Raw genomic sequence first — 13020 nt, forward strand, 5'->3', positions numbered from 1 at the left:
CCCATGACCGCGCCGAAGGTCCACCGGCAGAGCAGTGCACTCCACTGACACTCGGCCGACTGGAAACCGCGGCGAGGAAGGCCACTGGCCATGACGATGACCGACCCGATCGCAGACATGCTCACGCGTCTGCGTAATGCGAACTCGGCGTACCACGACAGCGTGTCGATGCCGTACTCGAAGATCAAGGCGCACATCGCCGAGATCCTCCAGCAGGAGGGCTACATCCAGGCCTGGACCGTCGAAGACGCCAAGGTCGGGAAGAACCTCGTGGTGGAGCTCAAGTTCGGGCCGAGCCGTGAGCGTTCGCTGGCGGGCCTGCGCCGGGTTTCCAAGCCCGGCCTGCGGGTCTACGCGAAGAAGGACAACCTGCCTCGAGTCCTGGGCGGACTGGGCGTCGCGATCATCTCGACGTCCCACGGTCTCATGACTGACAAGCAGGCCGGCAAGCGTGGTGTGGGCGGGGAAGTCCTCGCCTACGTCTGGTAGAGGGGAGGAACCCAGCATGTCGCGTATCGGACGGCTGCCCATCCCTGTGCCCGGCGGCGTAGACATCACGATCGACGGCCAGGATGTCCAGGTCAAGGGCCCGAAGGGCACGCTCACTCACAAGGTCGCCGACCCCATCAAGGTGGGTCGCGACGACGACGGGGCCATCGAGGTGACCCGTCCCAACGACGAGAACAAGGTCCGTGCTCTGCACGGGCTGTCCCGGACGCTGATCGCCAACATGGTGCAGGGCGTCACGCAGGGCTACTCCAAGTCCCTGGAGATCGTCGGCGTCGGTTACCGCGTCCAGGCCAAGGGCCCGACGCAGCTGGAGTTCTCGCTGGGCTTCAGCCACCCGGTCATCGTGGACGCCCCCGAGGGCGTCACCTTCCGCGTCGAGAAGCCGACCCTGTTCCACGTGGACGGCATCGACAAGCAGAAGGTCGGCGAGGTCGCCGCCAACATCCGCAAGCTGCGCAAGCCCGACCCGTACAAGGGCAAGGGCGTGCGCTACCAGGGCGAACAAATCCGCCGCAAGGTCGGAAAGGCTGGTAAGTAGGCATGGCTCCGAAGACTGCGTTCGGCAAGCACACGGCTGCCCGCACCGTCTCGCGGGCCCGCCGCCACCGCCGCGTCCGCAAGTCGGTCGTCGGTACGGCCCAGCGTCCGCGCCTGGTCGTCAACCGCTCGACCCGCCACATGTTCGTCCAGATCGTGGACGACACGGTCGGGCACACGCTGGTGAGCGCGTCCACCATGGACCCCTCGCTGCGTGCGCTGGAGGCGGACAAGACCGAGAAGGCCAAGAAGGTCGGCGAGCTCCTCGCTCAGCGGGCCAAGGAAGCCGGGATCACCGCTGTCGTGTTCGACCGTGGTGGCAACCGCTACGCCGGGCGCATCGCGGCCCTGGCGGACAGCGCCCGCGAAGGCGGGCTCGAGTTCTGATGGCAACTGAGAAGAGGAACCACTGATGGCTGCAGCTCCGCGTCGCGGTGGCGGCACCGGTGGCGAGCGGCGGGACCGTCGTGACGATCGCCGCGGTGGCGCCGCAGACAAGGGCGTCTCGTACATCGAGCGCGTAGTGAAGATCAACCGAGTGGCCAAGGTCGTGAAGGGTGGTCGTCGCTTCAGCTTCACCGCCCTCGTCGTCGTCGGCGACGGCAACGGCATGGTCGGCGTCGGCTATGGCAAGGCCAAGGAAGTCCCGGCCGCCATCGCCAAGGGCGTCGAAGAGGCGAAGAAGCACTTCTTCAAGGTGCCCCGGATCCAGGGCACGATCCCGCACACGGTGCAGGGCGAGGAGGCGGCCGGTGTCGTCTTCCTGCGTCCGGCGTCCGCCGGTACCGGCGTCATCGCCGGTGGCCCGGTGCGTGCGGTCCTGGAGGCGGCCGGCATCCACGACGTGCTCTCGAAGTCGCTCGGCTCCGACAACCCGATCAACATCGTGCACGCCACCGTGGCGGCTCTGAAGGGCCTCTCCCGGCCCGAGGAGATCGCCGCCCGCCGTGGCCTGCCGATCGAGGACGTGGCTCCGGCCCGGATGCTCAAGGCCCAGCGCGAGGGCATCGCCGAGGCCGCGGCCGCTAAGGCGGTGAGCTAGTCGTGGCACGCCTGAAGATCACTCAGGTTCGCTCGAAGATCGGTGGCAAGCAGAACCAGCGTGACTCGCTGCGCTCGCTTGGCCTGAAGCGAATCGGCGACGTCGTCGTCAAGGAGGACCGCCCCGAGATTCGCGGGATGGTCTCCGTGGTGACGCACCTCGTCGAGGTGGAAGAGGTCGACTAGTCATGACTGACAAGGCTCCGCTCAAGATTCACGACCTGCGTCCCGCCCCCGGCGCCAACAAGCCGAAGGTCCGTAAGGGCCGCGGCGAGGCGTCGAAGGGCAAGACCGCCGGTCGCGGCACCAAGGGCAGCCACGCCCGCACGACGGTCCCCCTCGGCTTCGAGGGTGGCCAGGTGCCGCTGCAGAGGCGTCTGCCGAAGCTCAAGGGCTTCTCCAACGCCATGTTCAAGACGACCTACCAGGTCGTCAACCTCGACAGGCTCGGCGAGCTGTTCCCCGAGGGTGGCGACGTCACCGTCGAGGCGCTGGTCGCCAAGGGCGCTGTCCGCAAGAACCAGCCGGTCAAGGTCCTGGGCACCGGGGAGATCTCGGTCGCGGTGAACGTGCAGGCGCATGCCTTCTCGAACGCCGCGAAGGAGAAGATCGCCGCTGCCGGCGGTTCCGTGACCGAGCTGTAAGAGCAATTACGCGGCGTGGGGGCTCTGACAATGGGCCCCCACGCACGTAGTGCGTTAGAGTTCGCGAGACGGCAGGATTCTGTCCTGCTCGATTTGACCTGAGACTCAGATGGCAGATCCCCGCACCATCGCATACTCACATCGCCTCATAGGCGCGCAGGAGGGACCGTGCTGACCGCGTTTACCCGGGCGTTCCGGACGCCGGACCTGCGCAAGAAGTTGCTCTTCACCCTGGGCATCATCGCGCTGTTCCGTCTCGGCTCGGTTCTTCCGACTCCGGGCGTTCACGTGCAAAACCTGGCGGCCTGCTTCGACCAGGCCCGCGACGGCGCCAACGGAAACGTCTACGGAATGGTGCAGCTGTTCAGCGGCGGCGCCCTGTTGAAACTTTCGGTGTTCGCGCTGGGCATCATGCCCTACATCACCGCGAGCATCATCCTTCAGCTGCTGGTCGTCGTCATTCCGCGACTCGAAGCGCTCAAGAAGGAAGGCCAGGCCGGTCAGGCCAAGATCACGCAGTACACGCGTTACCTGACCATCGCACTCGGCATTCTCCAGTCGACCGCATTCATCGCGCTGGCCCGCTCCGGGCAGTTGTTCCCGAACTGCCAGCAGGACGTGCTGCTCGACCCCGACAACGTCTTCCAGATCGTGACCATGGTCGTCATCATGACCGCGGGCACCTCTGTGATCATGTGGCTGGGCGAGCTCATCACCGACCGCGGCGTCGGCAACGGCATGTCCATCTTGATCTTCACCTCGGTCGTGTCGATCTTCCCGTCCGAGATGGCCAACATCTTCCAGGCGAACAAGTTCACCTTCGCCGCCGTGCTCGTGGTCGGCGTGTTCCTCGTCGCCGCCGTGGTCTTCGTCGAGCAGGCGCAGCGCCGCATCCCGGTGCAGTACGCCAAGCGGATGGTCGGGCGCCGGATGTACGGCGGCACGTCCACCTACATCCCGCTGAAGGTCAACCAGGCCGGCATCATCCCGGTCATCTTCGCCTCGTCGCTGCTCTACCTGCCGCAGCTGATCACGTCGCTGTTCGCGAACGCCGAGAACCCCAACGCGGTCATCCAGTGGATCTCGCAGAACCTCGCCACCGGCGACACGCCGATCTACATGGCGACGTTCTTCCTCCTGATCGTCTTCTTCACCTACTTCTACGTGTCCATCACCTTCAACCCCACTGAAGTCGCCGACAACATGAAGAAGTACGGTGGGTTCATTCCGGGCATCCGTCCGGGCCGGCCGACGGCTGAGTACCTCAACTTCGTGCTCACCCGCCTGACCACGCCCGGTGCGCTCTATCTGGGTCTGATCTCCATGGTCCCGATCGTCGCGCTCGCGGTGGCCGGAGCGAGCCAGAACTTCCCGTTCGGAGGGACGAGCATTCTGATCATGGTTGGTGTCGGCCTGGACACGGTCAAGCAAATCGAGAGCCAGCTGCAGCAGCGTAACTACGAAGGCTTCCTGCGGTAGTGCGTCTCGTTCTCGTCGGGCCCCCTGGAGCGGGTAAAGGGACTCAGGCCCAGTACATCGCATCGAACCTGTCCATCCCGAAGATTTCGACAGGTGACATTTTCCGTGCCAACGTCTCCGGGGGCACGGAGCTAGGCAAGCTCGCCAAGACCTACATGGACCGTGGTGACCTGGTGCCCGACGAGGTCACCATCGCCATGGTCCGTGACCGCCTCTCGGAGGACGACGCGCAGGACGGTTTCCTGCTCGACGGATTTCCTCGCAACGTGCCTCAGGCCGAGATTCTCAAGAAGATGCTCGCCGACTGGGGTCAGGGGCTCGACCTCGTGCTGGAGCTCGTGGTCGACGACGAAGAGGTGGTCAGGCGACTGGCGGGGCGGCGCACGTGCAGCCAGTGCGGGCGCATCTGGCATGTGGAGTTCGACGACAAGCAGGACGACCGGTGCGACGCCTGCGGCGGCACGTTGTTCCAGCGTGACGACGACAAAGAGGAGACCGTCAGGCACCGCCTGGAGGTCTACCAGGAGCAGACCGCACCACTGATCTCCTACTACGCCGACGAGGGCATCCTGGTCGGCGTGGACGCCACGGGGCCGGTGGAGGAGGTCACCCAGCGGGCCATGAACGCTATCAGGCCGTTCCTGGGGTAGTTGGTTCTGCATATAGTTCGCGGAGGTGGCACGGAAGTCTGTGCCACCTCGCGGCTATTGTGGGGGGAATTGGGCTCCCATGTTTGCCCGTTGAAGCCCTTGGGGGTGCCGTACGTGTTCAAAAGAAACAGGCATGGAATTCAGATCAAGTCGCCTGAGCAGCTGGAGAAGATGCGTGCCGCGGGCCTGGTCGTGGGGCGCACGCTCGACCTGCTGAGGCGGTCCGTCGAGCCCGGCATGACGCCGCTCGACCTGGACGTCATCGCGGAGAAGGCGATCAGGGACGAAGGGGCCGTCCCGTCCTTCAAGGGCTATCAGGGCTTTCCCGCCACGATCTGCGCCTCGGTCAACAACGAGGTGGTCCACGGCATCCCGACCGGCGCGCGCAAGCTGCGCGAGGGCGACATCATCTCGATCGACTGCGGCGCCATCCTCGACGGCTGGCACGGCGACTCCGCCGTCACGGTCCCGGTGGGTGAGGCGGACCCGAAGCTGCTGAACCTGATCCGGATCACCGAAGAGGCGATGTGGGCCGGCATCAGGGCGCTCCAGCCGGGCCGGCACCTCTCCGACATCGGCAACGCGATCGAGCGCTACGTCAAGTCGCAGGGCAGGTTCGGCATCCCACCGGAGTACGGAGGCCACGGCATCGGCACGGAGATGCACATGGACCCGTGGATCGCCAACCACGGCAAGGGGGGCCGGGGCCCGATCCTGGAAGCCGGCATGTGCCTGGCCATCGAGCCCATGGTCAACCTCGGGTCGGAGCGGACCCGGGTGCTGGCGGACGACTGGACCGTGGTCACGGTCGACGGCAAAGCCTCCGCACACTTCGAACACAGCGTCGCGGTGACACATAATGGTCCTTGGGTGCTAACTGCTCTTGATGGGGGCAAAGAGCGCCTACCGCAGCATTAGCCGCAAGTCCGGGAGTGGTGGGTATGGCGCAGAGCCCCGAGATGCGAGCGTCCGACGTCGATCGTGATCGGGTGGCCGCCGTGTTGCGCGAGCACACCGCCGAAGGCCGCATCACGATGGACGAGTTCAACGAGCGGCTCGAAGCGCTGTACAAGAGCAAGACCTATGGCGAACTCGCCAAGCTCACCGCCGATCTGCCGGATGTCGACCTGCGCAACCGCCCGGCGAAGATCCCCGAGCAGCAGGTCGCCCTGCGCGGCGCGCATGCCGGGATGGTGGCGGCGTGGAGCGCGTGGGCCCTGGCCAGCTCGATCAACTGGGTCATCTGGTTCATCGTCAGCGTCACCTCGGGGGATTTCGTCTATCCGTGGCCGCTCTGGGTCATGGGCCCGTGGGGCGTGATCCTGCTGGTCAGCACCATTGCCGGGGCCGGCAGACGGGAAAAGTGAAAAGGGCTCTTTCTGTGCACTAGTGCACTCTGCGCATTCGTCCACAGAAAGAAAGCGCGCGGATTCCTAACGTCATTGGTGTCGAGAAACACCACTCACGGAGGAAACGACATGCGCAAGGTCCTTGCAGCCGCCGCCCTCGCCGGTTCGATGACCGTCACCGGTCTCGCTCTCGCCCCCGCCGCCCAGGCAGCCTCCGCGCCGGCCACCGCGCAGGCGACGGCCGCCACCGCCACCGCCGGCAACTGGGGCAAGTACTACTCCAGCAACAAGAAGGCCTACACGTACGGGAAGACCTGGAAGTTCAAGGGCAAGGTCTACACGAAGTGGTACGGCAAGGAGTTCACCTCCAAGCACGGCTACGTCTGGTTCCGGTACGAGTACAAGAGCGGCAAGACCGGCAAGCACTACTACCGCTGGAACGGCTCCACCAGCCACACCTGGAGCAAGAAGAACATCAAGAAGCTGTACACCTACACCTGCTGGGGCGGCCCGACCAAGTACTGCGGTTCGGTGCACCGCATCTACTAGCAGCCATATCTCTCCCCGCACCAGGAAGGCCCGCCGCTCCCCGGCGGGCCTTCCGTCATGCCGGGGGCGGGGCGCGCGGCAAGATGGTCCGAGGCGGCGGAGGATTCAGGTAGACTGAGTCGTGGTTGTGTCGGGACACCCGGCACGCGTTTCGCGTTTTTCGCCGTGGTGTCGTACACTCCTTAGTCGGCTCACTATGACCAACACGCGTCGGCGCCCCTTGCCGGTCGCCGCTCTCTCCGAAGCGTGGGGTCGCGGCTGCTTAGTGAACCGGAGCCTCAGACGATCGATCAGTGAAACGCGAGGGATTTTGGCCAAGAAAGACGGCGCCATCGAGATCGAGGGCACTGTGGTTGAGTCGCTCCCGAACGCCATGTTCCGGGTGCAGCTCGACAACGGCCATAAGGTCCTGGCCCACATCAGCGGACGGATGCGGATGCACTATATCCGGATTCTGCCGGACGACCGGGTAGTCGTGGAACTGAGCCCCTATGACCTGAGTCGTGGGCGGATCGTCTACCGATACAAGTAAGACGTCTGAGGACACAAAGGATTATGAAGGTAAAGCCGAGCGTCAAGAAGATCTGCGACAAGTGCAAGGTGATTCGCCGGCACGGTCGCGTCATGGTGATCTGCGACAACCTGCGCCACAAGCAGCGTCAGGGCTAGTCGCCGCAAGGCTTCTCCGAGTCCGCCCCGCACAGGGTGCGGGCTCGACGCATGAGAAGTCTGATTCGTAAGCGCGTGTCACACCCGAGCAGGCAGGCCTCATCAGAGACCTGGACCACTTGGGAGACCCCCGGTCGGAGGCCGGGGCCCTCCACCCCGGGCATGGGGAGGGGAAGTGGCGCGCAAGACCTCCGCCACAACGAAGGAGAATGCCCGCCATGGCTCGCCTGGTTGGCGTCGACCTCCCCCGCGACAAGCGGCTGGAGATCGCTCTCACCTACATTTACGGCATCGGCCGCACCCGCGCCCAGGAGATCCTCCAGGCCACCGGTGTGAGCCCCGACCTCCGTGTGCACCAGCTCTCCGACCAAGAGCTCGTCCCGATGCGTGACTACATCGAGGCGAACTACAAGATCGAGGGTGACCTGCGCCGCGAGGTCCAGGCCGACATCCGGCGAAAGATCGAGATCGGCTGTTACCAGGGCATCCGGCACCGCAAGGGCCTGCCCGTCCACGGCCAGCGCACGCAGACCAACGCGCGCACCCGCAAGGGCAAGAAGAAGACCGTGGCCGGCAAGAAGAAGCCCGGTAAGAAGTAGTAGTCCACCGGAGCGCGAACGGTCGCTAGCTCGTGTGACGAGCGAAGGCCGAGCGAGCGCGACCACTAAGCACAGCCGCGGACCGAAGACCTCAGGAGTTGAAGGCAAGCAATGCCTCCTAAGAGCCGCCAAGGCGCACCGAAGAAGGTGCGCCGCAAGGAGAAGAAGAACGTCGCTCACGGGCACGCCCACATCAAGAGCACGTTCAACAACACGATCGTCTCGATCACCGACCCCAACGGGAACGTGATCTCCTGGGCCAGCGCGGGCCACGTGGGCTTCAAGGGCTCCCGTAAGTCCACCCCGTTCGCCGCTCAGATGGCCGCCGAGAACGCCGCCCGCCGCGCCATGGAGCACGGCATGCGCAAGGTCGACGTCTTCGTCAAGGGTCCCGGCTCCGGCCGGGAGACCGCGATCCGCTCCCTCCAGGCCACCGGCCTCGAGGTGGGCTCGATCCAGGACGTCACCCCGGTTCCGCACAACGGCTGCCGGCCGCCGAAGCGCCGCCGCGTCTGATTCCAGGAGATAGTGAGAAATGGCTCGTTACACGGGCGCGGACTGCAAGCTCTGCCGCAGGGAGAAGACCAAGCTCTTCCTCAAGGGCAGCAAGTGCGAGTCCGCCAAGTGCCCCATCGAGATCCGTCCTTACCCGCCGGGTGAGCACGGCCGCGGACGCCCCAAGGAGTCCGAGTACCAGCTTCAGCTTCGCGAGAAGCAGAAGACCCGCCGCATCTACGGCGTCCTCGAGAAGCAGTTCCGCAACTACTACGAGGAAGCCGCCGGCAAGAGCGGCAAGTCGGGTGAGGTCCTCCTCCAGATCCTGGAGAGCCGCCTCGACAACGTCGTCTACCGCGCCGGTTTCGCGCAGTCGCGTGACGCCGCCCGCCAGCAGGTCCGCCACGGCCACATCATGGTCAACGGCAAGAAGGTGGACATCCCGTCCTACCGCGTGCGCGAGCACGACATCATCGAGGTGCGCGAGACCAAGCGCAGCCTGATGCCGTACGAGGTGGCCCGCGCCACCGCCGGCGAGCGCACCGTCCCGGCCTGGCTGGGCGTCGTGCCGGACAAGCTCCGCATCCTGGTGCACCAGCTGCCCGTCCGGCAGCAGATCGACACCCAGGTGCAGGAGCAGCTCATCGTCGAGTACTACTCCAAGTAGTCGCTCGCCGTCCTGGTTCTCGTACGGATCCCGTACGAGAACTAGGCTGTTTATCGGAGTGGCGTCATATAGCGGGCGCCACACGAAAAAGGGGAGAACCCGCTCATGCTGATCGCTCAGCGCCCGACTCTTCTCGAAGAGTCCATCGACGAGACACGCTCCCGGTTCGTCATCGAGCCGCTGGAGCCGGGCTTCGGCTACACCATCGGCAACTCGCTCCGCCGCACGCTGCTGTCGTCCATCCCGGGCGCCGCCGTGACGAGCATCCGGATCGAGGGCGTGCTGCACGAGTTCTCGACCGTTCCCGGGGTCAAGGAAGACGTCACCGACATCATCCTCAACCTCAAGGAGCTCGTCGTCTCCTCCGAGCACGACGAGCCGGTCGTGATGTACCTGCGCAAGCAGGGCCCGGGTGAGGTCACCGCCGCCGACATCGCGCCGCCGGCCGGTGTCGAGGTGCACAACCCCGAGCTGCGCATCGCCACGCTCAACAGCAAGGCGAAGCTGGAGATGGAGCTGACGGTCGAGCGCGGCCGCGGTTACGTCTCCGCCGCGCAGAACAAGCAGCCCGGCCAGGAGATCGGCCGCATCCCGATCGACTCGATCTACTCCCCGGTTCTCAAGGTCACTTACAAGGTCGAGGCGACCCGAGTCGAGCAGCGCACCGACTTCGACCGTCTCATCCTGGACGTCGAGACCAAGCCGGCGATGAAGCCCCGCGACGCGGTGGCCTCCGCCGGAAAGACCCTCGTCGAGCTCTTCGGCCTGGCCCGCGAGCTCAACGTCGAGGCCGAGGGCATCGACATCGGCCCGTCGCCGACCGACGCCGCGCTGGCCGCCGACCTGGCGCTGCCGATCGAGGAGCTCAACCTCACCGTCCGCTCGTACAACTGCCTCAAGCGCGAGGGCATCCACACCGTGGGCGAGCTGGTCGCGCGGAGCGAGCAGGACCTGCTCGACATCCGCAACTTCGGCGCCAAGTCGATCGAAGAGGTCAAGCAGAAGCTGCATGAGATGTCGCTGGCGCTCAAGGACTCCCCGCCCGGGTTCGACCCGAGCGCGGTGGCCGGTGGCGGCTACGACGACGACGACAGCGCGTACGTCGAGACCGAGCAGTACTGATCCCGGGGCCCTCGTGACGAGGGCCCGGGAGAGGTCGCGCCGGTGCGACGCACCGGCGCGGTCTTCGCATCGCGGGGGGCCGTCCGTGGCCACCCGCCCGACCCCGGTACCTGGCACGGCCGGGGCGGTTAACTCACAAGGAGAGAGCAATGCCCAAGCCCACCAAGGGCGCACGTCTTGGCGGCAGCCCGGCGCACGAGCGGCTGATCCTGGCCAACCTGGCCACCGATCTGTTCCGCCACGGCAAGATCCGCACGACGGTCACCAAGGCCAAGCGTCTCCGCCCGCTGGCGGAGCGTTTGATCACCAAGGCGAAGAAGGGCGACATCCACAACCGTCGCCAGGTGCTCACTGTCGTCAAGGACAAGGGCGTCGTCCACCACCTCTTCACCGAGATCGCGACGACGTTCGCCGAGCGTCCCGGCGGCTACACCCGGATCACCAAGATCGGCGCGCGTAAGGGCGACAACGCCCCGATGGCCGTCATCGAGCTGGTGACCGAGCCGCTGAACACGGTCACCCGCACCACGGCTCCGGCCGCCGCCGCTGCTCCCGCCGCTCCGGCGGAGGAGGAGAAGGCTGAGGCGACGACCGAGGAGTCGGCCGCCGCCGAGTCGGCCGAGGCCAAGAGCGACGAGACCGCCGACGCCGCCGAGGCGCCGGAGGCGAAGAAGGACGAGGCCTGATCCTCCAGGCTGACGGGCCCGGACCTCTTCATCGGGGGTTCGGGCCCTTTGTCGTCTCCGGGCTGTCTTGGTCCGGGGTCATTTCGTGCGCGTCGGCGTGGAGGTGATCGTGGTTCGGCTGCGGCTGGATCTCGGGTACGACGGGAGCGGGTTTTCCGGCTGGGCCCGCCAGCCCGGGCTGCGTACCGTGCAGGGGGAGATCGAGCAGGCGCTCGGCCGGATCCTCCGGCTGGCCGGGCCGGCGCTGACCGTCGCCGGGCGCACCGACGCCGGGGTGCACGCGCGCGGGCAGGTGGCGCATCTCGACGTGCCGGACGAGGCGCTGGCGGGGCTCGACGGGAACCGGCCCGGGCAGTTGGGGACGGATGAGAGGCTCGCTGCGCTGGTGCGGAGGCTCGGGGGTGTCCTTTCACCGAATGTGCGGGTTTTTCGGGTCTCGGTGGCTCCTGAAGGCTTTGACGCCCGGTTCTCCGCTTTGTCCCGTCGGTACGCGTACCGGGTGAGCGACGCCCCCGGCGGCGGCGACCCGCTGCGACGGCACGAGGTGCTCTGGCACAACCGGCCACTCGACCTGGACGCCATGAACGCCGCCGCCGCCCGCCTGCTCGGCGAGCACGACTTCGCCGCCTTCTGCAAGAAACGCGAGGGCGCCACCACGATCAGGGAGCTGCAGCGGCTCGACTGGGCGCGCGAACCCGACGGGGTGCTGGCCGCGACCGTGGTGGCCGACGCGTTCTGCCACTCGATGGTACGAGCCCTCGTCGGCTCCCTCCTGGCCGCGGGCGACGGCCGTCGCCCGGTCGAATGGCCCGGCCAGGTGCTCACCGCCGGCGTACGCGACACCGGCGTGCACGTGGCGCCCGCCCACGGGCTGTGCCTGGAGGAGGTGCGCTACCCGCCGGACGGGGAACTGGCGGATCGCGCGAGTACGACGCGGCGCGTACGTACTTTGACCCCGGACGCGTGAGGCCGCCGGCTGGTGTGCGCGCCCCGGATGGGGAGCCTGCGGTCCGTGCGAGGGCGCGCCCGCCGGGGGTGTGGGGTTAGTTGTCGGTGATGCGGCGCTCCAGGACCTTGGCGGTTTCGTCGCGGAACTCGCTGCTCACCTTGACGAGGGTCTTCTCCTTGCCGCTGGGTGTGCGGCCGTCGGCGTGGGTGGCGTAGCTGAAGACGAGGTAGCGGCCCCACACCAGGCCGGCCGCGTAGCCGCCGGCGATGTTCACCCGGTCGCCGCCTGACCCGTCAGGACCCGCCAGGCCGCGGAACCAGAGGTTGCGGCTGAGGTCCTTGGTCTGGTCGACGCGGAGCGCGGCGTCCTTGCTGGGCAGGACCGCGATGCCGGTGGTCACCGCGTAGCGGCGCTTGCGGTCGACGTACGTCGCCCGCAGCACACGGCTGCACTTCTGCTCCTCCAACGCCTCGGCGAAGGGTCCCGCCGCGGCGTCCGAGCAGTCGTCGGTCATGTTCGACTTGATCCTGGTGAAGGTGGCTCCCGCCGCGTCCACCTTCTTCTCCGGGAACGCCTCCTTGAGTGACAGCGCCTTCGGATCGGTGATCTCCGAGTTGAGCATGGACGTGCCCGACGGCTGGGCCGGGGTGGTGACCGAGGGGGCGGCGGTCGGGCTCGTGGTGGGACCGGTGGTCGGCGCGCTCGCGGTCACCCCGGTGGGCGCCGACGAGTTGGCGGACCGGACGGCGAAGAACCCGCCCGTGGCGACACCGGCGAGCACCAGCACCCCGAGCGTGGCGAACAACGCCCGCTTGCTCTTCGCGGGTTCCTGCACCTGGATCGACGCGAACGGCGGCTGCCTGAAGGGACCGCCGCCGTCACCCTCCCGCAGCGGGGCCAGCTCACCCTGCCGGGGCACCCGCCCGGCGAGTTCTCCCTGTACGGGGACTTCCCTGGGCGCGGGTGGCAGCCCGGCGGGCCCTTTCCTGCCGGGCAGGGGCGCGACAGGGCCGCCATGGGGGGACTCCCGGGGTGGGACGACACCGCCCTGGGGCGCGCGTGGAGCGCCTTCGG

General features: G+C 66.9%; 19 protein-coding genes and 1 pseudogene. 19 read left to right on the top strand and 1 reads right to left on the bottom strand.

Annotated elements, in window-relative coordinates:
• Positions 1-90: 90 nt before the first annotated feature.
• From rpsH to truA, 19 genes are all read left to right on the top strand, one after another.
• Entirely contained in the window at positions 91-489 is a 399-nt protein-coding gene (gene rpsH / locus ACGFI7_RS02155; protein ID WP_270155259.1) for a 30S ribosomal protein S8, read from the top strand.
• Between the two features lie 16 nt (positions 490-505).
• Entirely contained in the window at positions 506-1048 is a 543-nt protein-coding gene (gene rplF, locus ACGFI7_RS02160) for a 50S ribosomal protein L6 (protein WP_393398101.1), read from the top strand.
• Between the two features lie 2 nt (positions 1049-1050).
• Positions 1051-1434, top strand: coding sequence for a 50S ribosomal protein L18 (rplR, locus tag ACGFI7_RS02165; protein WP_393398103.1), 384 nt, complete (start codon positions 1051-1053; stop codon positions 1432-1434).
• A gap of 25 nt (positions 1435-1459) precedes the next feature.
• Positions 1460-2089, top strand: a complete 630-nt coding sequence (gene rpsE, locus ACGFI7_RS02170; RefSeq protein ID WP_393398105.1) for a 30S ribosomal protein S5 — start codon at positions 1460-1462, stop codon at positions 2087-2089.
• 2 nt (positions 2090-2091) lie between these two features.
• Complete coding sequence (rpmD, locus tag ACGFI7_RS02175; protein WP_080043226.1) at positions 2092-2274, top strand: 50S ribosomal protein L30; 183 nt, start codon at positions 2092-2094, stop codon at positions 2272-2274.
• Positions 2275-2276: 2 nt separating this feature from the next.
• Positions 2277-2732, top strand: coding sequence for a 50S ribosomal protein L15 (gene rplO, locus ACGFI7_RS02180; RefSeq protein ID WP_393398107.1), 456 nt, complete (start codon positions 2277-2279; stop codon positions 2730-2732).
• Positions 2733-2900: 168 nt separating this feature from the next.
• Positions 2901-4211 (top strand): preprotein translocase subunit SecY, encoded by a 1311-nt coding sequence (secY, locus tag ACGFI7_RS02185; protein ID WP_393398109.1) that lies wholly within the window; start codon positions 2901-2903, stop codon positions 4209-4211.
• Positions 4211-4861, top strand: a complete 651-nt coding sequence (locus ACGFI7_RS02190; RefSeq protein WP_393398111.1) for an adenylate kinase — start codon at positions 4211-4213, stop codon at positions 4859-4861. Before secY ends, ACGFI7_RS02190 begins: the two co-directional genes overlap by 1 nt.
• A 114-nt stretch (positions 4862-4975) precedes the next feature.
• Positions 4976-5779 carry a type I methionyl aminopeptidase gene (gene map / locus ACGFI7_RS02195; protein WP_393398113.1) on the top strand — a complete coding sequence of 268 codons (804 nt, stop codon included), beginning with the start codon at positions 4976-4978 and terminating at the stop codon, positions 5777-5779.
• A gap of 23 nt (positions 5780-5802) precedes the next feature.
• Entirely contained in the window at positions 5803-6228 is a 426-nt protein-coding gene (locus tag ACGFI7_RS02200) for a DUF1707 domain-containing protein (protein ID WP_393398115.1), read from the top strand.
• 111 nt (positions 6229-6339) lie between these two features.
• A complete protein-coding gene (locus tag ACGFI7_RS02205) occupies positions 6340-6759 on the top strand; it encodes a hypothetical protein (RefSeq protein WP_393398117.1) in 420 nt (139 codons plus the stop codon).
• 310 nt (positions 6760-7069) lie between these two features.
• The gene (infA, locus tag ACGFI7_RS02210) at positions 7070-7291 is read left to right on the top strand and encodes a translation initiation factor IF-1 (RefSeq protein WP_012887858.1); all 222 of its coding nucleotides are present in this window, start codon (positions 7070-7072) and stop codon (positions 7289-7291) included.
• Between the two features lie 23 nt (positions 7292-7314).
• Positions 7315-7428 carry a 50S ribosomal protein L36 gene (gene rpmJ, locus ACGFI7_RS02215; protein WP_003956441.1) on the top strand — a complete coding sequence of 38 codons (114 nt, stop codon included), beginning with the start codon at positions 7315-7317 and terminating at the stop codon, positions 7426-7428.
• A gap of 218 nt (positions 7429-7646) precedes the next feature.
• On the top strand, positions 7647-8027 hold the full coding sequence (gene rpsM, locus ACGFI7_RS02220) for a 30S ribosomal protein S13 (protein WP_393398119.1): 381 nt from the start codon (positions 7647-7649) through the stop codon (positions 8025-8027).
• A 111-nt stretch (positions 8028-8138) separates the two neighbouring features.
• Complete coding sequence (rpsK, locus tag ACGFI7_RS02225; RefSeq protein ID WP_020542285.1) at positions 8139-8543, top strand: 30S ribosomal protein S11; 405 nt, start codon at positions 8139-8141, stop codon at positions 8541-8543.
• 19 nt (positions 8544-8562) lie between these two features.
• The gene (gene rpsD / locus ACGFI7_RS02230) at positions 8563-9189 is read left to right on the top strand and encodes a 30S ribosomal protein S4 (protein ID WP_393398121.1); all 627 of its coding nucleotides are present in this window, start codon (positions 8563-8565) and stop codon (positions 9187-9189) included.
• A gap of 105 nt (positions 9190-9294) precedes the next feature.
• The gene (locus ACGFI7_RS02235) at positions 9295-10311 is read left to right on the top strand and encodes a DNA-directed RNA polymerase subunit alpha (RefSeq protein WP_055506403.1); all 1017 of its coding nucleotides are present in this window, start codon (positions 9295-9297) and stop codon (positions 10309-10311) included.
• Between the two features lie 149 nt (positions 10312-10460).
• A complete protein-coding gene (gene rplQ / locus ACGFI7_RS02240) occupies positions 10461-10997 on the top strand; it encodes a 50S ribosomal protein L17 (protein ID WP_393398123.1) in 537 nt (178 codons plus the stop codon).
• Positions 10998-11106: 109 nt separating this feature from the next.
• Positions 11107-11964, top strand: a complete 858-nt coding sequence (truA, locus tag ACGFI7_RS02245; RefSeq protein WP_393399580.1) for a tRNA pseudouridine(38-40) synthase TruA — start codon at positions 11107-11109, stop codon at positions 11962-11964.
• A 76-nt stretch (positions 11965-12040) separates the two neighbouring features.
• Here the strand turns inward: truA and ACGFI7_RS02250 are convergent.
• A pseudogene (locus ACGFI7_RS02250) lies at positions 12041-13020 on the bottom strand (hypothetical protein); the annotation flags it as partial.

Origin of the sequence: Nonomuraea sp. NPDC048826 (assembly GCF_043198225.1) — a bacterium.
Classification (GTDB): domain Bacteria; phylum Actinomycetota; class Actinomycetes; order Streptosporangiales; family Streptosporangiaceae; genus Nonomuraea.

What these genes read in the sequence shown, in the direction of transcription:
- rpsH (WP_270155259.1), top strand. Translation starts at nt 91, where the DNA reads ATGACGATGACCGACCCGATCGCAGACATGCTCACGCGTCTGCGTAAT.
- rplF (WP_393398101.1), top strand. Translation starts at nt 506, where the DNA reads ATGTCGCGTATCGGACGGCTGCCCATCCCTGTGCCCGGCGGCGTAGAC.
- rplR (WP_393398103.1), top strand. Translation starts at nt 1,051, where the DNA reads ATGGCTCCGAAGACTGCGTTCGGCAAGCACACGGCTGCCCGCACCGTC.
- rpsE (WP_393398105.1), top strand. Translation starts at nt 1,460, where the DNA reads ATGGCTGCAGCTCCGCGTCGCGGTGGCGGCACCGGTGGCGAGCGGCGG.
- rplO (WP_393398107.1), top strand. Translation starts at nt 2,277, where the DNA reads ATGACTGACAAGGCTCCGCTCAAGATTCACGACCTGCGTCCCGCCCCC.
- ACGFI7_RS02200 (WP_393398115.1), top strand. Translation starts at nt 5,803, where the DNA reads ATGGCGCAGAGCCCCGAGATGCGAGCGTCCGACGTCGATCGTGATCGG.
- ACGFI7_RS02205 (WP_393398117.1), top strand. Translation starts at nt 6,340, where the DNA reads ATGCGCAAGGTCCTTGCAGCCGCCGCCCTCGCCGGTTCGATGACCGTC.
- rpmJ (WP_003956441.1), top strand. Translation starts at nt 7,315, where the DNA reads ATGAAGGTAAAGCCGAGCGTCAAGAAGATCTGCGACAAGTGCAAGGTG.
- rpsM (WP_393398119.1), top strand. Translation starts at nt 7,647, where the DNA reads ATGGCTCGCCTGGTTGGCGTCGACCTCCCCCGCGACAAGCGGCTGGAG.
- rpsK (WP_020542285.1), top strand. Translation starts at nt 8,139, where the DNA reads ATGCCTCCTAAGAGCCGCCAAGGCGCACCGAAGAAGGTGCGCCGCAAG.
- rpsD (WP_393398121.1), top strand. Translation starts at nt 8,563, where the DNA reads ATGGCTCGTTACACGGGCGCGGACTGCAAGCTCTGCCGCAGGGAGAAG.
- ACGFI7_RS02235 (WP_055506403.1), top strand. Translation starts at nt 9,295, where the DNA reads ATGCTGATCGCTCAGCGCCCGACTCTTCTCGAAGAGTCCATCGACGAG.
- rplQ (WP_393398123.1), top strand. Translation starts at nt 10,461, where the DNA reads ATGCCCAAGCCCACCAAGGGCGCACGTCTTGGCGGCAGCCCGGCGCAC.